General features: G+C 58.6%; 18 protein-coding genes and 1 pseudogene. 16 read left to right on the top strand and 3 right to left on the bottom strand.

Going from position 1 to position 19,929, the window contains the following annotated elements; all coding sequences use genetic code 11:
• Window positions 1–99 precede the first annotated feature (99 nt).
• The 8 genes from KGB27_RS19605 (at window position 100) to KGB27_RS19570 (ending at window position 7,499) form a co-directional block, all read left to right on the top strand.
• The gene (locus KGB27_RS19605) at window positions 100–1,461 is read left to right on the top strand and encodes an OprD family porin (RefSeq protein ID WP_192227510.1); all 1,362 of its coding nucleotides are present in this window, start codon (window positions 100–102) and stop codon (window positions 1,459–1,461) included.
• Window positions 1,462–1,755: 294 nt separating this feature from the next.
• The gene (locus KGB27_RS19600; protein WP_008026010.1) at window positions 1,756–2,394 is read left to right on the top strand and encodes a peroxiredoxin; all 639 of its coding nucleotides are present in this window, start codon (window positions 1,756–1,758) and stop codon (window positions 2,392–2,394) included.
• Between the two features lie 310 nt (window positions 2,395–2,704).
• The gene (gene ssuE, locus KGB27_RS19595; protein ID WP_223555891.1) at window positions 2,705–3,298 is read left to right on the top strand and encodes an NADPH-dependent FMN reductase; all 594 of its coding nucleotides are present in this window, start codon (window positions 2,705–2,707) and stop codon (window positions 3,296–3,298) included.
• Between the two features lie 218 nt (window positions 3,299–3,516).
• Entirely contained in the window at window positions 3,517–4,482 is a 966-nt protein-coding gene (locus tag KGB27_RS19590; RefSeq protein ID WP_008026015.1) for a sulfonate ABC transporter substrate-binding protein, read from the top strand.
• Between the two features lie 25 nt (window positions 4,483–4,507).
• On the top strand, window positions 4,508–5,656 hold the full coding sequence (ssuD, locus tag KGB27_RS19585; protein WP_008026018.1) for an FMNH2-dependent alkanesulfonate monooxygenase: 1,149 nt from the start codon (window positions 4,508–4,510) through the stop codon (window positions 5,654–5,656).
• 8 nt (window positions 5,657–5,664) lie between these two features.
• Complete coding sequence (gene ssuC, locus KGB27_RS19580) at window positions 5,665–6,447, top strand: aliphatic sulfonate ABC transporter permease SsuC (protein WP_008040745.1); 783 nt, start codon at window positions 5,665–5,667, stop codon at window positions 6,445–6,447.
• Window positions 6,444–7,250: an aliphatic sulfonates ABC transporter ATP-binding protein gene (gene ssuB / locus KGB27_RS19575; RefSeq protein ID WP_223555889.1), complete on the top strand. Its 807-nt coding sequence runs from the start codon at window positions 6,444–6,446 to the stop codon at window positions 7,248–7,250. The genes ssuC and ssuB overlap by 4 nt, the downstream gene beginning before the upstream one ends.
• 33 nt (window positions 7,251–7,283) lie before the next feature.
• Entirely contained in the window at window positions 7,284–7,499 is a 216-nt protein-coding gene (locus KGB27_RS19570; RefSeq protein WP_003229256.1) for a molybdopterin-binding protein, read from the top strand.
• Window positions 7,500–7,672: 173 nt separating this feature from the next.
• Here the strand turns inward: KGB27_RS19570 and KGB27_RS19565 are convergent, their stop codons facing one another.
• The 3 genes from KGB27_RS19565 to KGB27_RS19555 form a co-directional block, all read right to left on the bottom strand.
• On the bottom strand, window positions 7,673–8,311 hold the full coding sequence (locus KGB27_RS19565) for a TetR/AcrR family transcriptional regulator (RefSeq protein WP_008040751.1): 639 nt from the start codon (window positions 8,309–8,311) through the stop codon (window positions 7,673–7,675).
• 91 nt (window positions 8,312–8,402) lie between these two features.
• Window positions 8,403–9,128 (bottom strand): carbonic anhydrase, encoded by a 726-nt coding sequence (locus tag KGB27_RS19560; protein WP_223555887.1) that lies wholly within the window; start codon window positions 9,126–9,128, stop codon window positions 8,403–8,405.
• Between the two features lie 232 nt (window positions 9,129–9,360).
• Window positions 9,361–10,737, bottom strand: coding sequence for a glutamine synthetase family protein (locus KGB27_RS19555; protein WP_008026026.1), 1,377 nt, complete (start codon window positions 10,735–10,737; stop codon window positions 9,361–9,363).
• Window positions 10,738–11,015: 278 nt separating this feature from the next.
• On the opposite strand from KGB27_RS19555, the pseudogene KGB27_RS19550 reads away from it, so the two are divergent.
• From KGB27_RS19550 to KGB27_RS19515, 8 genes and pseudogenes are all read left to right on the top strand, one after another.
• Window positions 11,016–11,333 (top strand): annotated as a pseudogene (locus KGB27_RS19550) (gamma-glutamyl-gamma-aminobutyrate hydrolase family protein); the annotation flags it as partial.
• Between the two features lie 100 nt (window positions 11,334–11,433).
• The gene (locus KGB27_RS19545; RefSeq protein ID WP_008026030.1) at window positions 11,434–12,792 is read left to right on the top strand and encodes a glutamine synthetase family protein; all 1,359 of its coding nucleotides are present in this window, start codon (window positions 11,434–11,436) and stop codon (window positions 12,790–12,792) included.
• A gap of 58 nt (window positions 12,793–12,850) precedes the next feature.
• Window positions 12,851–14,215: an aspartate aminotransferase family protein gene (locus KGB27_RS19540; RefSeq protein WP_008040754.1), complete on the top strand. Its 1,365-nt coding sequence runs from the start codon at window positions 12,851–12,853 to the stop codon at window positions 14,213–14,215.
• Between the two features lie 170 nt (window positions 14,216–14,385).
• A complete protein-coding gene (locus KGB27_RS19535; protein WP_008026034.1) occupies window positions 14,386–15,498 on the top strand; it encodes a polyamine ABC transporter substrate-binding protein in 1,113 nt (370 codons plus the stop codon).
• 256 nt (window positions 15,499–15,754) lie between these two features.
• Entirely contained in the window at window positions 15,755–16,852 is a 1,098-nt protein-coding gene (locus tag KGB27_RS19530; RefSeq protein ID WP_008026036.1) for a polyamine ABC transporter substrate-binding protein, read from the top strand.
• 71 nt (window positions 16,853–16,923) lie between these two features.
• Window positions 16,924–18,066 carry an ABC transporter ATP-binding protein gene (locus KGB27_RS19525; protein ID WP_008026038.1) on the top strand — a complete coding sequence of 381 codons (1,143 nt, stop codon included), beginning with the start codon at window positions 16,924–16,926 and terminating at the stop codon, window positions 18,064–18,066.
• 35 nt (window positions 18,067–18,101) lie between these two features.
• Window positions 18,102–18,983 (top strand): ABC transporter permease subunit, encoded by an 882-nt coding sequence (locus tag KGB27_RS19520; protein WP_177318183.1) that lies wholly within the window; start codon window positions 18,102–18,104, stop codon window positions 18,981–18,983.
• Window positions 18,980–19,873 carry an ABC transporter permease subunit gene (locus KGB27_RS19515; protein ID WP_008026042.1) on the top strand — a complete coding sequence of 298 codons (894 nt, stop codon included), beginning with the start codon at window positions 18,980–18,982 and terminating at the stop codon, window positions 19,871–19,873. The genes KGB27_RS19520 and KGB27_RS19515 overlap by 4 nt, the downstream gene beginning before the upstream one ends.
• Window positions 19,874–19,929: the final 56 nt, after the last annotated feature.

The following is a 19,929-nucleotide window of genomic DNA, read 5'->3' as shown; positions in this document are numbered from 1 at the left end:
TGAGTGGCGCGCGGATTGCGGTTGGCGGTATCCGCACATTTCAGGATCCAGGGCATTCGACTCAGGACCGAAAAAATTAGAAACGAGAGGAGCGAAACAATGAACAAGTCCACCTTGGCCCTGGCTGTGGCCGTAGGGGTTTTGGCGCAGCAGGCAGGCGCCGCCGGTTTCATCGAAGACAGCAAAGCTACTTTGGGGCTGCGTAACTTCTACATCAACACTGATAACCGTGACCACGATGCCGCCACTGCTTCTGGTGTGCAGAGCAAAAACGAAGAATGGGGCCAAGGCTTCGATCTGCGCTTCACCTCCGGTTACACCCAAGGCACCGTCGGCTTCGGTATCGACGCGATCGGCCTGCTGGGCGTGCGTCTGGATTCGGGCGGCGGTACTAACGGCGCCACTTCGACTTCGTACGGCGGCACTGTTTTCCCAAGCAAATCCAACGGCGAAGCGGTTGATAACTTCTCCAGCCTGGGTCTGACTGCCAAAGCCAAGATCTCCCAGACTGAACTGAAGCTGGGCACCCTGCAGCCAAAACTGCCGGTTATCGTGACCAACGACGGTCGTCTGCTGCCACAAACCTTCCAGGGTGGCCAGATCACTACGAACGAGATCAAAGACCTGACACTGGTCGGTGGTCAGATCGAGCACGCAAAAGGTCGTAACTCCAGCAACAACGAAGAGTTGTCGATCGCTGGTGCCAACGCCCACACGGCTGCCGGTCGCGACAGCAACAAATTCATTTACGGTGGCGGTGACTACAAAATCACCAAAGACCTGACTGCCCAGTACTACTACGGCAACCTGGAAGACTTCTACAAGCAGCACTTCCTGGGTCTGGTTCACAACTGGGCCATCGGTCCGGGCGTGTTGAAGTCGGACTTCCGTTACTTCAACAGCCGTGACGATGGCGCTAATGGCCACGACTCGAGCTACTTCACTACTGGTAATGACACCGGTTTCGCTAACGGTCGAGGCAAAGTCGACAACAATCTGTACAGCGGCCTGTTCCTGTACTCCGTTGCCGGTCACACCTTCGGTGGCGGTTACCAAGCCAGCAACGGCAACAGCGACTTCCCTTGGTTGAACCAGGGCGACGGCTCGTCGGCTTACCTGACTACCGACAGTCAGATTGCCAAGTTTGCCCGCGCCGGTGAGCGCACCTGGCAAGCTCGCTACTCGTATGACTTCGCCAAAGTCGGCGTACCTGGCCTGACCGCCGGTGTGGTTTACCTGCGTGGCGACAATATCGACACCGTGGGTGCCAACGGTCGCGAAAACGGCTCTGACGGTTCCGAGTGGGAACGCGACCTGACCGTCGGCTACGTCGTACAAGAAGGCTCGCTGAAGAACCTGGGCGTGATGTGGAAAAACGCTACCTGGCGCAACGACATCCCTGGTCAGCGCGACCAGGACGAAAACCGCCTGATCGTCAGCTACTCGATCCCGCTGTTGTAATAGCGCTCGCGTAACGGCTGAAAAAAAGCCCCGCCCGGCATCACGCCGGGCGGGGCTTTTGCGTTTTCGGGGCGGGGTCACCCCCGTAATCCCGTCCCGAAACGTTCCCTCTTTTGCAGCGACTCAAGGCCTTCTCGAACCTTGGAAGCGATAGTCGTCGCGATGACTTTGCAGGTCCAGTGAACAGATCTTTAATATTCTTTTAGAGTCTAATAATGGCTTTATTTATTCTTTTTCTAAACTCCCCAACACGAGCTACAGTTGAGTTCTACACCTACTCATCAGGAGCCCACCATGAGCATCAGACTCGGCGACATCGCACCCGACTTCGAACAGGATTCCAGCGCCGGCACCATCCGTTTCCATGAATGGCTGGGCGATAGCTGGGGCGTGCTGTTTTCCCACCCGGCGGATTTCACCCCGGTGTGCACCACCGAGCTGGGCTTCACCGCCAAGCTCAAGGATGAATTCACCCAGCGCGGGGTCAAGGCCATCGCGTTGTCGGTAGACCCGGTGGACTCGCACCACAAGTGGATCGAGGACATCAACGAAACCCAGAACACGATCGTCAACTTCCCGATCCTGGCCGACGCTGATCGCAAGGTATCGGACCTGTACGACCTGATTCACCCAAACGCCAACGACACCCTGACCGTGCGTTCGCTGTTCGTGATCGACCCGAACAAAAAGGTTCGCCTGACCATCACCTACCCGGCGAGCACCGGCCGCAACTTCCATGAAATCCTGCGGGTGATCGACTCGCTGCAACTCACCGACAACTACAAGGTGGCCACCCCGGCCAACTGGAAGGACGGTGAAGAAGTGGTGATCGTGCCGTCGCTTCAGGATCCAGAGGAAATCAAGAAGCGCTTTCCAAAGGGTTATCGCGCGGTGAAACCGTACCTGCGCCTGACGCCACAGCCTAATCGTTGATCGACGTCCCTGTAGGAGCGAGGCTTGCCCGCGAAGGCGTCGTCAAAGCCAACATCAATGTTGGAGTCATGGCCTCTTCGCGGGCAAGCCTCGCTCCTACAAGGGCTGTGCAAACCCATATAGCAGGGGAATTTCGGGCCGTTTATACGGCCCATTTTTTTGCCCGGAGAAAGCGGTTTCGTATAGAACTACAGCGAATAACCAAATAAATAAATATGATTTAAAGATATATAAATCACCTGTTAAGGTCTCTCCATCGAAGCGAGATCGCCCACTGCGAATCGCCTGCACCGTTCAAGGAATCGTCTGAATGCTGGTCGTCTCACTCGGTGGCAGTCCCAGCCAACGCTCCCGTTCCGGGGTGCTGCTGGAGCGCTCTCAACGCTGGTTGCAAGAGCAAGGTGTGGAAGTGGTGAGTTATCAGGTACGGGACTTCCCGGCCGAAGACTTGCTGCACGCACGGTTCGACAGCCCCAAGGTGATCGACCTGTTGCAACAGATTGAAAACGCCGATGGCCTGCTGATCGCCACCCCGGTGTACAAAGCGTCGTTTTCCGGCGCTCTGAAAACCGTGCTGGACCTGCTGCCCGAACGCGCCCTGGCGCACAAAGTGGTGTTGCCCATGGCCACCGGCGGCAGCATCGCTCACATGCTGGCGGTGGATTACGCACTCAAGCCAGTGCTGTCGGCATTGAAAGCCCAGGAAATGCTCCACGGGATTTTCGCTGTGGACAGCCAGATCGCTTACGGCGAAGGCAGCGTCCAGGCGCAGCTGGCGCCGGAGCTGGAACAACGACTGAATGAATCGCTGGAGTTGTTCTTCAGCGCCATGGCGCGACGGCCCAAGCCGATCGATCCGAACCTGCTGAATGATCCTTTGTTGAGTGCTCGCTGGAGCATTTAAAGCATTTTATTTTTTAGTTTGAAAAGTCGCCGAGCGAAGATCAGGCAAGGCAAAAGTTAGCGAGGAAGCGGAGTTGACGTTAGTCAATGAGCATTCCGAGCTGACTTTTAACGCAGCATGATCGAGCGCAGGCACTTTTCAGACAAAAAACTCACCTTACTCAGCCGTCAACGGTTAAGCAGGTGCAGCCAAAACCCAACTGCAAAAAGGAGAGCGCTATGCGCACTGTCATTTTGCGTCGTGGTCTGGTCGCTCTGTTTGCTGCGGCTGTAACCTTCGGCGCCATTACTCAAGCACAAGCTGAAACCCTGCGGATCGGCTATCAAAAGTACGGCACCCTGGTGCTGCTCAAAGCCAAAGGCACCCTGGAAAAACGCCTCGCCGCCCAAGGCGTCGACGTGCAATGGACTGAATTCCCCGGCGGCCCGCAGCTGCTTGAAGGCCTGAACGTCGGCTCCATCGACTTCGGTGTCACCGGTGAAACGCCTCCGGTCTTCGCTCAAGCGGCGGGCGCCGATCTGCTCTACGTCGCCTACGAACCGCCTGCGCCGCACAGCGAAGCGATCCTGGTGCCGAAGGACTCGCCGATCAAATCGGTGAAGGACCTCAAGGGCAAGAAAGTCGTGCTCAACAAAGGCTCCAACGTTCACTACCTGCTGGTCCGCGCACTTGAAGACGCCGGCCTCAAATACACCGACATCCAGACCGTCTTCCTGCCGCCGGCCGATGCCCGCGCCGCGTTCGAGCGTGGCAGTGTCGATGCCTGGGTCATCTGGGACCCGTACCAGGCCGCCGCCGAGAAGCAGCTGCAAGCGCACACCCTGCGCGATGGCAAGGGCATCGTCGACAACCATCAGTTCTACCTGGCGACCAAGCCTTACGCACAGAAAAATCCTGAGGTGATCAAGACCCTCGTGGAAGAAGTGCGCGCCGTCGGCGAATGGTCCAAGGCCAATCCTGAAGACGTGACCAAACAGGTCTCGCCACTGCTCGGCTTGCCGGAAGACATCACCCTGACCTCGGTGAAACGCCAGGGCTACGGCGCGTTGTTCCTGACCCCGGAAGTGGTCGCTGCGCAACAGAAAATCGCCGATAGCTTCTACCAGCTCAAGCTGATTCCGAAGCCGCTCAGCATCAAAGACGTGATCTGGACGCCGCCGGCAGCCGTTGCCAAAGCGCAGTAATTCGATTCCCCAAGGAGACCACTCCATGAGCCTCAATATCTTCTGGTTCCTGCCTACCCACGGCGACGGCCATTACCTTGGCACCGCCGAAGGCGCTCGCGCCGTTGACCACGGTTACCTGCAACAAGTCGCGCAAGCGGCGGATCGCCTGGGCTTCGGCGGGGTGCTGATTCCCACTGGCCGCTCGTGCGAAGACTCGTGGCTGGTGGCCGCGTCGCTGATCCCGGTGACCCAGCGTTTGAAATTCCTTGTCGCCCTGCGCCCCGGGATCATTTCCCCGACGGTGGCTGCGCGTCAGGCCGCGACACTGGATCGTCTGTCCGGCGGTCGTGCGCTGTTCAACCTGGTGACCGGCGGTGATCCGGAAGAATTGGCCGGCGATGGTTTGTTCCTGACCCACGAAGAGCGCTATCAGGCTTCGGTGGAATTCACCCGCATCTGGCGTCGCGTGCTGGAAGGCGAAACCGTCGATTACGACGGTCAGCACATCAGCGTGAAAGGCGCCAAGTTGCTCTATCCGCCGATCCAGCAACCGCGTCCGCCGCTGTACTTCGGCGGCTCGTCGGAAGCCGCGCAAGACCTGGCCGCCGAGCAAGTGGAAATGGTCCTGACCTGGGGCGAACCGCCGGCCGCCGTGGCCGAGAAGATCGAACAGGTTCGCGCCAAAGCCGCGAAGCTTGGCCGCACGGTGCGCTTCGGTATTCGCTTGCACGTGATCGTCCGTGAAACCAATGCCGAAGCCTGGCAAGCGGCGGACCGACTGATCTCGCACCTGGACGACGACACCATTGCCCGTGCCCAGGCTTCCCTGGCGCGCTTCGATTCCGTGGGCCAGCAACGCATGGCGGCGCTGCATGGCGGTAGTCGCGACAATCTTGAAGTCAGCCCTAACCTGTGGGCCGGCGTCGGCCTGGTGCGTGGCGGTGCCGGTACTGCACTGGTCGGCGACGGTCCGACCGTGGCCGCCCGCGTGAAGGAATACGCGGACCTGGGCATCGACACCTTCATCTTCTCCGGTTACCCACACCTGGAAGAGTCGTACCGCGTCGCCGAGTTGCTGTTCCCGCACCTGGACATCGAGCGTCCGGAATTGCCGAAAAGTGCCGGTTACGTCAGCCCGTTCGGCGAGATGGTCGCCAACGACATTCTTCCCAAAGCTGCGTCCCAGAGCTGAGGCGCGCCATGAAAAGAATCATCCACAACTTTGCGCCCTGGGCGTTGCCGATTTTGCTGTTGGCGGTGTGGCAGTTGTCGGTGTCGGCGGGCTGGTTGTCGACACGGATTCTGCCGGCGCCGATTGCCGTGATCGAAGCCGGGGTGAGCCTGGTGCGCAGCGGTGAAATCTGGACGCACCTGGCCATCAGCGGCTGGCGTGCGGCGCTGGGCTTCACCATCGGTGGCGGCATCGGCCTGGCGCTGGGCTTCATTACCGGCCTGTCGAAATGGGGCGAGCGCCTGCTCGACAGTTCGGTGCAGATGATCCGCAACGTGCCGCATCTGGCGCTGATTCCGCTGGTGATCCTGTGGTTCGGCATCGATGAGTCGGCGAAGATTTTTCTGGTGGCGTTGGGCACCTTGTTCCCGATCTACCTCAACACCTACCACGGCATTCGCAACGTCGACCCGGCGCTGGTGGAGATGGCGCGCAGCTACGGCTTGTCCGGTTTCAGTCTGTTTCGTCAGGTGATTCTGCCGGGTGCATTGCCTTCGATTCTGGTCGGCGTGCGTTTTGCGCTGGGCTTCATGTGGCTGACCTTGATCGTTGCTGAAACCATTTCCGCGAGCTCCGGCATTGGTTACCTGGCAATGAACGCCCGGGAGTTTTTGCAGACCGACGTGGTGGTGCTCGCGATCCTGATGTACGCGGTGCTCGGCAAACTGGCCGACCTCGCGGCTCGTGGACTTGAACGTGTGTGGCTGCGCTGGCATCCGGCTTATCAAGTTGCCAAAGGAGGTGCCGCATGACCGCTCAACAACCTCCACGCCTGCTGCGCGGGATTCCGCTGGTGGTGCGCAAGCTGCAAAAAACCTTCGGTTCGCGGCAGGTGCTGCGCGAGATCGATCTGCACATTCCGGCCGGCCAATTCGTCGCCGTGGTGGGGCGCAGTGGTTGCGGTAAAAGCACCTTGCTGCGATTGCTCGCCGGTCTCGACAAACCCACGGGCGGTGAATTGCTCGCCGGTTCCGCACCGCTGAGTGATGCGCGGGAAGACACCCGGCTGATGTTCCAGGAAGCACGTCTGCTGCCGTGGAAAAAGGTCATCGACAACGTCGACCTCGGGCTCTCGGGCAACTGGCGGCCGCAGGCGCTGGAAGCGTTGGAGTCGGTGGGTCTGGCGGACCGCGCCAATGAATGGCCGGCGGCCTTGTCCGGCGGGCAGAAGCAGCGTGTGGCCCTGGCCCGCGCGCTGATTCATCAACCGCGCCTGCTGTTGCTGGACGAACCGCTGGGCGCGCTGGATGCCCTGACCCGGATCGAAATGCAGCAACTGATCGAACGGCTCTGGCAGAAGCACGGTTTCACCGTGTTGCTGGTGACCCACGACGTCAGTGAAGCGGTGGCGATTGCCGATCGGGTGATCCTGATCGAAGAGGGCGAAGTCGGCCTCGACCTGCACGTGGAACTGCCGCGCCCTCGGGTTCGGGGTTCGCATCGGCTGGCGGCGCTGGAAACCGAAGTCCTCAATCGCGTCCTCGCGCTGCCCGGCCAGCCGCCGGAACCGGAACCTGTTTCACCCTTGCCTACGCAATTGCGCTGGGCTCAATAACTCAAGCCTCATTCAACGACAGGAATCAACATCATGACTATCAAAGCCATCAACGTTCGTAACCAGTTCAAAGGCTCGATCAAGGAAATCGTACTGGGTGACGTGCTGTCGGAAATCGACGTGCAAACCGCTTCCGGCATCGTCACGTCGGTGATCACCACCCGCTCGGTGAAAGAGCTGGAACTGGTGGTCGGCAGTGAAGTGATCGCGTTTGTGAAATCCACCGAGGTGTCGATCGCCAAGTTGTAAGACTGTGCGCCAACAACAACCCCGAAGGGTTCGAACCCTTCGGGGTTTTTTATGGGCGTGAATCAGTCAATTCGGCGGTGCGGCCATCGCGAGCAGGCTCACTCCCACAGGGAAACGCGTTCCAATGTAGGAGCGAGCCTGCTCGCGATGAGGCCGGTGCAGCTGAAAAATAATCAGGCAGGAATAGCACGCTTCGGCAAATACGGCGGCAAATACAGCCCCAGATACGCATCAAACACCCGCATCCCTTCCTCGGCCATGCGCGGAGTGATCTGCCCATGCTGCTGCACTGAACGGGCATAAACGCGATCACCCAGCTCCATGGCCAGCGCAAACACATCAACGTCAGTCGGCAATTTAGGCAGTTCGAAATGATGATCGAACAGCTTGTGCATCAGGTCGCCCAGCTCAATGTCGTGCTGACGGTCGGCCTGGGTGACTTCGGTCAGGCCATGCTGCGCGAGGATCAATTGGCGGGCGGCGGCGTCTTCGTCGTAGATGTCGAGCATGCGTTGTTCCACCAACCGCGACAGGTCGCGCCAGCCGTTGAGCGCATCGTGGTCGATGGGCGCTTGCAGGCAGGCGCGAAAAGCCGCGTGGACGTCGGCGGTCAGCGCTTCGAGCAGGGCCGGGACGCTGGCGAAAAAGTGGTAGACCGAGGAGGGCGGGATTTCCGCGCGTTCGGCAACGCTGTAGATCGACAGACTGGCCACGCCCTCGGCGGCCAGCAGCGTGCGGGCGGCATCGAGTATCGAATCGATCCGGGCCTGGCTGCGGGCGCGGGGTTTGCGTGGGGTGGCGAGTCGGGTCATTGAAGTCTCCTGCGGGGCAGCGGGCATTGTACGAGGCGGGTGGCACCTTGTCTGTATGGGCACCGCTGCCCGAATTGACTGTCAGGACTGTTTAGCCTCCGACGTGCACACTCCGACCGTTCAAGGGTTGAACTGGGCGTGAATTCATCGGATAGAGCACCTGGAAAGCCTCCAGTTGCGCGCGGGAAATTTCCAATGGAGTGGTCAGCACATTCCAGCGCACACCTTCGGTACAGGGAGGTGTTGTGAGGGAGCCCATGTAGGAATAGGCGTTATGGTTTGCAGGTAATAACTGCGCAACGTTAATCGCCTCCAGGTTCGCAGTGCCACCTGTATTTTTTGGCATGGCTGCCAGGACAGGCTCCAGGTCCGGGTTGTGAGCACCTTCTTCAAACACCACGGCCACCACGGCCAGTTCGCCTGCGGCATTGCGATGAACCAGGTGTGCGTCCATCGGGAAGATGCGCCCCTGGATCATTTCTTCACTTGGCGTATGGAAATGCAGTTGTACCAAGGAGTAATGACCGGAGGCCAGATTGATTCCTCCGGCGTTCTCTGGAGTTACTTGAATCGTATGACCGTTGTTCACTACCGTGGCTTTGCCTGAATGGTAGGTAAAGTTCAGAGGCTCCAGATCGGTTTTGACCGCGTCACGAATATCAATGGGCGACTGTGTTTGGCCTGACGAGCAGAGGCTGTACTCGCTCTTCAGTTCACCCCAGTTTTGTGGGCCGGTGGGGGCGGAATAGCTCCATGGGGCCGTGTCGCCAGCGGTTGCCCAGGCGGTCGTGCACAAACTGGCGACGATCAGAGTCATGGCTGTACCCAATCGCTGTTTTTTCATTTTTGTTCTCACACGTAGTCAGGGAAACGGAAAGAGTTCCGGAGTCTAGAGTGTGAGGTGGTGGTCAGGGGACAGATGTCGTTAGCGTCTGACGAATTCGTAGGAGTTTTCTTTGGTTTTTGGTCGCAAGCACTCCATAACAAATCGCGAGCAAAAAAAACGCCGCAAGCTGTGAAGCCTGCGGCGTTGTTTTCACTGCAACCGCTTAAACGGTATGCAGATACCAGTTGTACTCAAGGTCGGAGATGGAGTGTTCAAACTCTTCCAACTCACTTTCCTTGCAGGCCACGAAGATATCGATGTATTTCGGATCGATGTACTTGGCCATGACTTCGCTGTCGTCCAGCTCGCGCAATGCGTCGCGCAGGTTGTTCGGCAGGCTTTGCTCGTTCTGCTCGTAGGAGTTGCCTTCCACGGGTGCGCCCGGCTCGATCTTGTTGGTCAGGCCGTGGTGCACGCCCGCCAGGACCGAAGCCATCAGCAGGTACGGGTTGGCGTCGGCGCCGGCTACACGGTGTTCGATGCGCACGGCATCGGCGGCGCCGGTGGGTACGCGAATCGCTACGGTGCGGTTGTCCAGGCCCCAGCACGGCGAGTTCGGCACATAGAACTGCGCGCCGAAACGACGGTAGGAGTTGACGTTCGGGCAGAGGAAAGCCATCTGCGCCGGTAGGGTCTCGAGCACACCGCCGATCGCGTGACGCAGTGCGGCGTTCTGCTCGGGATCCTCGCTGGCAAAAATGTTTTTGCCGTCTTTATCAAGAATCGAAATGTGGACGTGCAGACCGTTACCCGCCTGGCCCGGGTAAGGCTTGGCCATGAAGGTGGTGTCCATCTCATGGTCGTAGGCGATGTTCTTGATCAGGCGCTTGAGCAGGACCGCGTAGTCGCAGGCCTTGATCGGGTCGGCCACGTGGTGCAGGTTCACTTCGAACTGCGCCGGGGCACTTTCCTTGACGATGGCGTCGGCCGGGATGCCTTGCTCTTTTGCACCTTCCAGAATGTCCTGGAGGCAGTCGACGTATTCGTCGAGGTCGTCGATCAGGTAGACCTGTGTCGAGTGCGGGCGTTTACCGGAAACCGGCGAGCGAGGTGGTTGCGGACGGCCGTTCACGTTCTCCTGGTCGATCAGGTAGAACTCCAGTTCGAACGCGGCGCAGATGGTCAGGCCCATTTCGTCGAACTTGCGCACCACGTTGGCCAGCACTTCGCGCGGGTCGGCGAAGAATGGCTCGCCTTCGAGTTCATGCATGGTCATCAACAGTTGCGCGGTAGGGCGCTTCTGCCAGGGCTCATTGCACAGGGTATCGGGGATTGGATAGCAGATTCGGTCAGCATCGCCGATGTCCAGGCCCAGGCCGGTGCTTTCCACCGTCGAGCCGTTGATATCCAGAGCAAATAGAGAGGCCGGCAGGTTGATGCCTTTCTCGTAAACCTTGTGGAGGCTGGTGCGTTCAATGCGCTTGCCGCGCACCACACCATTCATATCCGCAATCAGAAGGTCAACGTACAGAACCTCAGGATGTTCCTTAAGGAACGCGTTCGCTTCGTTAAGCTGAACGGCACGCGGGGGTACCGACATGATGCAACACCTTTGTTGTTAAAAATATCAATCATTGATCTCTTCGGATTCCAGTCAACCCGAACGGCATGCCGAAGTCAAGCGAGGCCTTTTTTGCCCTAAAAAAGCGCCCATGAGGCTTTTTTGAGGCACTTTGGGGCGTTTTTATGCCTTTGAATGCTTTGCCGTCCGCGGGCTTGAGCGGGCCGTGTTGTATTTTTTACGGGGGTGTTGTGTAAAAAAATGAACAAGGCTAAGCTCGATTCAAACCCATAACAGCAATAATACCGGGGTGCTTCATGTCTCGCCTGCCGTTAATCGGCGTCGCCGTCTGCTCTAAGCAGATCGGTCTGCATGCTTATCACATCAGTGGCGATCGTTACGCTCACGCCAGGGCCCGTGTTGCCAAAGGCGTGCCGTCGACTCTTCCTTCCCCGGCAAACCGGCTGGTTCCGTCCGATATTCTGGACGGTCTGCGCGACATTCTCTTTACGGGTTGTCCTTCCAATATAGAACCGTTTTACCTGGCTGGCCCGACCAACGTGTCGGTCATCGCTCATGATTCTGCACGCCTTGCATTGTTCCCGTTCACTCATGCCGTCGTCGAGGCAGGTATTTGTGCGCGGCAATTGCAGTGGCAATCTGTACCAAGCGACGCCCGTGCGTCAAACAACGCCTGACTTATAAGAGTCAGGAAACTCAGCCTAAGAGGCATTTATGAGTAACAACCTCGACCAGCTCACCGATTGGTTGAAAGACCACAAGATCACAGAAGTCGAATGCATGATCGCCGACTTGACCGGGATCACCCGGGGCAAGATTTCGCCGACCAACAAGTTCATTGCTGAAAAAGGCATGCGCCTGCCCGAGAGCGTTCTGTTGCAGACCGTGACCGGCGACTATGTCGAAGACGACATCTATTACGAACTGCTCGACCCGGCCGACATCGACATGATCTGCCGTCCCGACTCGAATGCAGTGTTCCTGGTGCCATGGGCCATCGAGCCGACCGCCCAGGTGATCCACGACACTTATGACAAGCAAGGCAACCCGATTGAGCTGTCGCCGCGCAACGTGCTTAAAAAGGTTCTGAAGCTCTATTCCGACAAGGGCTGGCAGCCAATCGTGGCGCCGGAAATGGAGTTTTACCTGACCAAGCGTAGCGACGACCCCGACTACCCGCTGCAACCGCCAATCGGTCGCTCGGGGCGCCCGGAAATCGGCCGCCAGTCGTTCTCGATTGAAGCGGCCAACGAATTCGATCCGCTGTTCGAAGACGTCTACGACTGGTGCGAACTGCAGGAACTGGACCTCGACACGCTGATCCACGAGGACGGCACGGCGCAGATGGAAATCAACTTCCGTCACGGCGATGCCCTGTCCCTGGCCGACCAGATCCTGGTGTTCAAACGCACCATGCGCGAAGCCGCGCTCAAGCACGACGTGGCCGCCACTTTCATGGCCAAGCCGATGACCGGCGAGCCGGGCAGCGCGATGCACCTGCACCAGAGCATCATCGACATCGAGACCGGCAAGAACGTCTTCTCCAATGAAGACGGGACCATGAGCCAGTTGTTCCTGCATCACATCGGTGGCTTGCAGAAACTGATCCCCGAGCTGTTGCCGCTGTTTGCCCCGAACGTCAACTCGTTCCGCCGCTTCCTGCCGGATACGTCGGCGCCGGTGAACGTGGAGTGGGGCGAAGAGAACCGCACCGTGGGCCTGCGGGTGCCGGATGCCGGGCCGCAAAACCGTCGGGTGGAAAACCGCCTGCCGGGGGCCGATGCCAACCCGTACCTGGCGATTGCCGCGAGCCTGCTCTGCGGTTACATCGGCATGGTCGAAGGCTTGAACCCAAGTGCGCCGGTGGTGGGGCGCGGCTATGAACGCCGCAACCTGCGCCTGCCACTGACCATCGAGGACGCGCTGGATCGCATGGAAAACAGCGCGACCATCGAGAAATACCTGGGCAAGAAATTCATCACTGGCTACGTCGCGGTCAAGCGGGCCGAGCATGAAAACTTCAAGCGCGTGATCAGCTCCTGGGAGCGGGAATTCCTGCTCTTCGCCGTCTGATGCGCCGGGCGCTGCTGATTCCTGCGGCGCCTTTCACCGAAATCTTAGGAGAGTTCGCATGACCAGCAACAACCCGCAAACCCGTGAATGGCAAACCCTGAGCAACGATCACCACTTGGCCCCGTTCAGCGACTTCAAGCAGCTGAAAGAGAAAGGCCCGCGGATCATCACCAACGCCAAGGGCGTTTACCTCTGGGACAGCGAAGGCAACAAGATCCTCGACGGCATGGCCGGCCTGTGGTGCGTAGCGATCGGCTACGGTCGCGATGAACTGGCTGATGCCGCCAGCAAGCAAATGCGCGAGTTGCCTTACTACAACCTGTTCTTCCAGACCGCTCACCCGCCGGTGCTCGAGCTGGCCAAGGCCATTGCCGACATCGCGCCAGAAGGCATGAACCATGTGTTCTTCACCGGTTCCGGCTCCGAAGGCAACGACACCATGCTGCGTATGGTCCGCCACTATTGGGCGATCAAGGGCCAGCCGAAAAAGAAAGTCATCATCAGCCGCAAGAACGGTTATCACGGTTCCACCGTGGCCGGCGCGAGCCTGGGTGGCATGACGTACATGCACGAACAAGGCGACTTGCCGATCCCGGGCATCGTCCACATCGCCCAGCCTTACTGGTTCAGTGAAGGCGGCAACATGACACCGGAAGAGTTCGGTGTGTGGGCAGCCAATCAGCTGGAAGAGAAGATTCTGGAAATCGGCGTGGACAACGTCGGTGCCTTTATTGCCGAGCCGATCCAGGGTGCCGGTGGCGTGATCATTCCGCCAGACACCTACTGGCCGCGCATCAAGGAAATCCTCGCCAAGTACGACATCCTGTTCGTGGCGGACGAAGTGATCTGTGGTTTCGGCCGCACCGGTGAGTGGTTCGGTACCGATTTCTACGGCCTCAAACCCGACATGATGACCATCGCCAAAGGCCTGACGTCCGGCTACATCCCGATGGGTGGCCTGATCGTGCGTGACGAAGTGGTGGCGGTGCTCAACGAGGGCGGCGATTTCAACCACGGTTTCACCTACTCCGGGCACCCGGTGGCGGCGGCGGTGGCGCTGGAAAACATCCGCATCCTGCGCGAAGAAAAAATTATCGAGCGCGTTCATGCAGAAACGGCACCTTACTTGCAGAAACGTTTGCGGGAACTGAGCGATCACCCGTTGGTGGGGGAAGTGCGCGGGGTGGGGCTGTTGGGGGCCATCGAACTGGTTCAGGACAAGGCCACGCGCAAGCGTTACGAAGGCAAGGGCGTCGGCATGATCTGCCGCACATTCTGCTTCGACAACGGCCTGATCATGCGTGCCGTCGGCGACACCATGATCATCGCTCCGCCACTGGTGATCACCAAGGCTGAAATCGATGAGCTGGTGACCAAGGCACGCAAGTGCCTGGACCTGACCCTGAGTGCGTTGCAGGGCTAAGTGCTAGGCTCTGAGCGGGAGACATGAAACTTTCGCTCAGGGCAGTCGCAAACGGCGGCCTTTCCTTGAAAGACCGCCACCGATCTTGCCAGACTAGCCGCGGTTCCAGTTGCCCGGGTTTGGCCGCTGAACAAAGTGGTTCAAAAAAGAAAAAATTTGGAGCATTACGCATGAAGGCATTAGGAAAAAAGCTTGCTGGCAAGACACTTCTCGCCATGTCCCTGATGGGCATTATGGCGGGTGCGGTTCAGGCGGACGACAAGGTGTTGCACGTCTATAACTGGTCCGATTACATCGCTCCGGACACCATCAAGAAGTTCGAAACCGAGTCCGGCATCAAAGTCGTTTACGACGTATTCGACAGTAACGAAACCCTGGAAGCCAAGTTGCTGGCAGGCAAGTCCGGTTACGACATCGTCGTACCGTCGAACAACTTCCTGGCCAAGCAGATCAAGGCCGGCGTTTACCAGAAGCTGGACAAGTCCAAGCTGCCTAACTGGAAGAACCTGAACACTGACCTGCTCAAAGCGGTATCGGTGAGCGACCCGGGCAACGAACATGCCTTCCCGTACATGTGGGGTTCGATCGGTATCGGCTTCAACGCCGAGAAGGTCAAGGCAGCACTGGGCGCCGATGCACCGACCAATTCCTGGGACCTGTTGTTCAAACCTGAAAACATCGCGAAGTTGAAATCGTGTGGCGTCAGTTTCCTTGATTCGCCAACCGAGATGATTCCGGTGGCGTTGCACTACCTGGGCTATCCAACCGACAGCCAGGACAAAAAACAATTGGCCGAAGCCGAAGCGCTGTTCCTGAAGATTCGTCCTTCGGTTGGCTACTTCCACTCGTCCAAGTACATCTCCGACCTGGCCAACGGCAACATCTGCGTAGCCGTGGGTTACTCGGGTGACATCTACCAGGCCAAAGCGCGCGCCGCCGAAGCCGGTGACAAGGTGAAAGTCAGCTACAACATTCCGAAAGAAGGTGCCGGCAGCTTCTACGACATGGTCGCCATCCCTAAAGATGCCGAAAACGTCGAAGGCGCCTACAAGTTCATGACCTTCCTGCAAAAGCCGGAAATCATGGCTGAAATCACCAACGCGGTACGTTTCCCGAACGGTAACGCGGCGGCCACTCCTCTGGTCGAAAAAGAAATCACCGAAGATCCGGGTGTCTACCCGCCTGCCGATGTGCTGGCCAAGCTGTACGCGATTGCCGATTTGCCGGCCGCGACCCAGCGGATCCTGACTCGCAGCTGGACCAAGATCAAATCCGGTAAGTAAGCAGTAGTAACCCTTGTAGGAGCGAGCCTGCTCGCGATGAACCTGAGAGCAACGCTGGGTGTCAGGCACCCAGCGTCATCGTTGACGACCATCGCGAGCAATCGAGCGTCGACCGGCTGCTCCTACACGGATCTTCATAAAGTTTGCTGGAACGGTTTTTCGAGGGTAAGTTGCGCGCCGGTTTTGTTGCTGGGCAGCTACGACTGTCATGTAACGCGGGGCAACTTGGGCCCAACTAATTTTAGAGGACCTCCACTTGCCTATTTTTTCTTTGTTGCGCAATGCATTGCTGGCCGGTGCCGGACTGACGATGGCTGTCAGTGTCCAGGCTGCCGGCACGGTGCATATTTATAACTGGTCGGACTACATCGGCGAGACCACCCTGGCCGACTTCCAGAAAGAGACCGGTATCAAACCGGTGTATGACGTTTTTGATTCCAACGAAACCCTGGAGGGCAAGTTGCTCGCCGGGCGTACCGGTTATGACGTGGTCGTGCCGTCGAACCACTTCCTCGGCAAGCAGATCAAGGCCGGTGCTTTCCAGAAACTCGACAAGTCGAAGTTGCCGAACTACTCGAACCTCGACCCCGTATTGCTCAAGCGTCTGGAACAAAACGATCCGGGCAACTTGTACGCCGTCCCTTACCTGTGGGGCACCAACGGCATCGGTTACAACGTCGACAAGATCAAGGCTGTGCTGGGCGTCGACAAGATCGATTCCTGGAGCGCGGTGTTCGAGCCGGAGAACATCAAGAAGCTGCAGAGTTGCGGCGTGGCGTTCCTCGACTCCGCCGATGAAATGATGCCGACGGTCCTCAACTACATGGGCCTGAACGCCAACAGCACCAACCCCGAAGATTACAAAAAGGCTGAAGCCAAGTTGCTGGCGGTGCGGCCTTACGTGACTTACTTCCACTCCTCCAAATACATCGCGGATCTGGCCAACGGCGATATCTGCATCGCGATCGGTTTTTCCGGCGACATGTTCCAGGCTCGCAACCGTGCGGCTGAAGCGAAGAAAGGCGTGAACATCGCCTACACCATTCCCAAAGAGGGCGGTGCGCTGTGGTTCGACATGCTCGCGATTCCGAAGGATTCGGGCAACGTCAAAGAGGCCCACGCCTTCATCAACTATTTGTTGAAACCCGAGGTGATCGCACAGGTCAGTGATTCTGTTGGCTATGCGAACCCCAACCCTGGCTCGGACAAATTGATGGAGCAGTCCATCCGCACCGACGAGTCGGTTTATCCACCGCAAGCAGTCCTCGACAAGACCTACGTGTCGGTCGAGTTACCACCAAACATTCAACGTTTGATGACCCGCAGCTGGACCAAGGTCAAGTCGGGCAAATAGCTTCAGGGCTCAAACTATCCAGGTTGGCTCACCTTGAGCGAACTGCACTCTTTTTTTTGGGAGTTTCGTAAATGGCAGTTGCCTCCGGCGCCTATAAGAAAGCCCTCGAGGGCGACCAGTCACCTAAACAGGTGCTGGTCAAAATCGACCGGGTCACGAAGAAGTTCGACGAGACGATTGCCGTGGACGATGTGTCCCTGGAAATCAAGAAAGGCGAGATTTTCGCCCTGCTCGGCGGTTCGGGATCGGGCAAGTCCACGTTGCTGCGCATGCTCGCAGGCTTCGAACGGCCCACGGAGGGGCGTATTTTCCTCGATGGCGTAGACATCACCGACATGCCGCCCTACGAGCGGCCGATCAACATGATGTTCCAGTCGTACGCCCTGTTCCCGCACATGACCGTGGCGCAGAACATCGCCTTCGGCCTCAAGCAGGACAAACTGCCTGCGGCTGAAATCGATGCCCGCGTGGCCGACATGCTCAAGCTGGTTCAGATGACCCAGTACGCCAAGCGCAAGCCGCATCAGTTGTCCGGTGGTCAGCGTCAGCGTGTGGCCCTGGCGCGTTCGCTGGCCAAGCGACCGAAGCTGTTGCTGCTCGACGAACCGATGGGTGCGCTGGACAAGAAGCTGCGTTCGCAAATGCAGCTTGAGCTGGTCGAGATCATCGAGCGCGTCGGCGTAACTTGCGTCATGGTGACCCACGACCAGGAAGAGGCCATGACCATGGCCGAGCGCATCGCGATCATGCACCTGGGCTGGATCGCCCAGATCGGCAGCCCGATCGACATCTACGAAACCCCGACCAGCCGCCTGGTCTGCGAGTTCATCGGCAACGTCAACATCTTCGACGGTGAAGTGATCGACGACGCCGAAGGCCATGCGACCATCACCTGCAAAGACCTGGATCGCCAGATCTACGTGGGCCACGGCATCAGCACCTCGGTGCAGGACAAATCCGTGACCTACGCGATCCGTCCGGAAAAACTGCTGGTGACGCCGGACATGCCGACCTGCGAATACAACTGGTCCAGCGGCAAGGTGCACGACATCGCCTACCTCGGTGGCCACTCGGTGTTCTACGTCGAGTTGCCGAGTGGCAAGATCGTCCAGTCCTTCGTCGCCAACGCCGAACGCCGCGGTCAGCGCCCAACCTGGGGTGACCAGGTTTACGTGTGGTGGGAAGACGACAGCGGCGTGGTACTTCGCTCATGAACATGCGCAAATTTAAACGCCGCCTCAATCGAATAATTCCCGGTGGCCGTCAGCTGGTCATCGGGGTTCCGTTCCTCTGGCTGTTCATGTTCTTCATGCTGCCGTTCTTCATCGTCCTGAAGATCAGCTTCGCTGAAGCCGACGTGGCCATTCCGCCGTACACCGAGATCTACAACTTCGTAGACCAGAAGCTGCAGGTGCTGCTCAACCTCGGCAACTACGCGATGCTCGGCGACGATGAGTTGTACATCGCCGCTTACCTCGGTTCGTTGAAGATGGCGCTGATCAGCACCATCCTCTGCCTGCTGATCGGTTACCCGATGGCCTACGCCATCGCCAGTGCCCGCAAAGAGCTGCAAACAGTGCTGGTGCTGCTGATCATGATGCCGACCTGGACCGCGATCCTGATCCGCGTTTACGCGTGGATGGGCATCCTCAGCAACAACGGTCTGCTCAACGGTTTCCTGATGAGCATGGGCTGGATCGATGAACCGCTGCAGATCCTCAATACCAACCTGGCGGTTTACATCGGCGTGGTTTATTCGTACCTGCCGTTCATGATCCTGCCGCTCTACGCCAACCTGGTGAAGCACGACAACAGCCTGTTGGAAGCCGCATCCGACCTCGGTTCGAGTACGTTCAACAGCTTCTGGAAGATCACCATTCCGCTGTCCAAGAACGGCATCGTCGCCGGTTGCATGCTGGTGTTCATTCCAGTGGTGGGCGAGTTCGTGATCCCGGAACTGCTGGGCGGTCCGGAAACCTTGATGATCGGTAAAGTGCTCTGGCAAGAGTTCTTCAACAACCGTGACTGGCCGGTGGCGTCTGCCCTGGCGGTGGTGATGCTGTTGATCCTGATTGTGCCGATCATCCTGTTCAACCGCAGTCAGGCCAAGGAAATGGAGGGTAAAGAATGAAGCGCTTCCGTTTCTCGAGTTTCATGCTGATCGCGGGTTTGCTGTTTATCTACGCGCCGATGCTGATCCTGGTGATCTACTCGTTCAACGCCTCGAAACTGGTGACGGTGTGGGGCGGCTGGTCGATCAAGTGGTACGTCGGCCTGATGGACAACACCCAACTGATGGGCTCGGTGGTGCGTTCGCTGGAAATCGCCTGCTACACGGCGATTGCCGCTGTGGCGCTGGGCACGTTGGCCGCATTCGTCCTGACCCGCATTACCCGCTTCAAGGGCCGCACGTTGTTCGGTGGTCTGGTCACCGCGCCGCTGGTGATGCCCGAAGTGATCACCGGTCTGTCGCTGTTGCTGCTGTTCGTGGCCATGGCGCAGATGATCGGTTGGCCGCAAGAGCGTGGCATCGTCACCATCTGGATCGCCCACACCACGTTCTGTGCGGCGTATGTGGCGGTGGTGGTGTCGGCACGCTTGCGTGAGCTGGACCTGTCCATCGAAGAGGCCGCCATGGATCTCGGGGCGAAGCCGTGGAAGGTGTTCTTCCTGATCACCATCCCGATGATCGCGCCATCCCTGGGGGCGGGCGGCATGATGTCGTTCGCGCTGTCGCTGGATGACCTGGTGTTGGCCAGCTTCGTGTCGGGGCCGGGGTCGACGACCTTGCCGATGGAAGTGTTCTCGGCGGTGCGTCTGGGCGTGAAGCCTGAGATCAACGCCGTGGCCAGCCTGATTCTGCTGGCGGTGTCGTTGATGACCTTCCTGGTCTGGTTCTTCAGCCGCCGCGCCGAAGAAAGCCGCAAGCGTGCGATTCAGCAGGCCATCGAAGAAAGCGCTGCCGATTCGTGGAAGCAACCGGACGTGCGTCGCGCGCAGCAGGCGCCGGAAGCCGCCTGAGTGTTGGCCACAATCGCGTGGCCAACCCCGATCTACTGTAGGAGCCAGCTTGCTGG

The organism is Pseudomonas sp. BF-R-01, assembly GCF_019946615.1.
GTDB lineage: Bacteria > Pseudomonadota > Gammaproteobacteria > Pseudomonadales > Pseudomonadaceae > Aquipseudomonas > Aquipseudomonas migulae.
This window is presented reverse-complemented; position numbering and strand designations above follow the sequence as displayed.

Excerpts from the sequence above, each read along its gene's own strand:
- KGB27_RS19590 (WP_008026015.1), top strand. The coding sequence starts at position 3,517 with ATGCGCACTGTCATTTTGCGTCGTGGTCTGGTCGCTCTGTTTGCTGCG.
- ssuB (WP_223555889.1), top strand. The coding sequence starts at position 6,444 with ATGACCGCTCAACAACCTCCACGCCTGCTGCGCGGGATTCCGCTGGTG.
- KGB27_RS19525 (WP_008026038.1), top strand. The coding sequence starts at position 16,924 with ATGGCAGTTGCCTCCGGCGCCTATAAGAAAGCCCTCGAGGGCGACCAG.
- KGB27_RS19540 (WP_008040754.1), top strand. The coding sequence starts at position 12,851 with ATGACCAGCAACAACCCGCAAACCCGTGAATGGCAAACCCTGAGCAAC.
- KGB27_RS19555 (WP_008026026.1), bottom strand. The coding sequence starts at position 10,737 with ATGTCGGTACCCCCGCGTGCCGTTCAGCTTAACGAAGCGAACGCGTTC.
- ssuD (WP_008026018.1), top strand. The coding sequence starts at position 4,508 with ATGAGCCTCAATATCTTCTGGTTCCTGCCTACCCACGGCGACGGCCAT.
- KGB27_RS19535 (WP_008026034.1), top strand. The coding sequence starts at position 14,386 with ATGAAGGCATTAGGAAAAAAGCTTGCTGGCAAGACACTTCTCGCCATG.
- KGB27_RS19600 (WP_008026010.1), top strand. The coding sequence starts at position 1,756 with ATGAGCATCAGACTCGGCGACATCGCACCCGACTTCGAACAGGATTCC.
- ssuC (WP_008040745.1), top strand. The coding sequence starts at position 5,665 with ATGAAAAGAATCATCCACAACTTTGCGCCCTGGGCGTTGCCGATTTTG.
- KGB27_RS19565 (WP_008040751.1), bottom strand. The coding sequence starts at position 8,311 with ATGACCCGACTCGCCACCCCACGCAAACCCCGCGCCCGCAGCCAGGCC.
- ssuE (WP_223555891.1), top strand. The coding sequence starts at position 2,705 with ATGCTGGTCGTCTCACTCGGTGGCAGTCCCAGCCAACGCTCCCGTTCC.
- KGB27_RS19545 (WP_008026030.1), top strand. The coding sequence starts at position 11,434 with ATGAGTAACAACCTCGACCAGCTCACCGATTGGTTGAAAGACCACAAG.
- KGB27_RS19570 (WP_003229256.1), top strand. The coding sequence starts at position 7,284 with ATGACTATCAAAGCCATCAACGTTCGTAACCAGTTCAAAGGCTCGATC.
- KGB27_RS19515 (WP_008026042.1), top strand. The coding sequence starts at position 18,980 with ATGAAGCGCTTCCGTTTCTCGAGTTTCATGCTGATCGCGGGTTTGCTG.
- KGB27_RS19605 (WP_192227510.1), top strand. The coding sequence starts at position 100 with ATGAACAAGTCCACCTTGGCCCTGGCTGTGGCCGTAGGGGTTTTGGCG.
- KGB27_RS19560 (WP_223555887.1), bottom strand. The coding sequence starts at position 9,128 with ATGACTCTGATCGTCGCCAGTTTGTGCACGACCGCCTGGGCAACCGCT.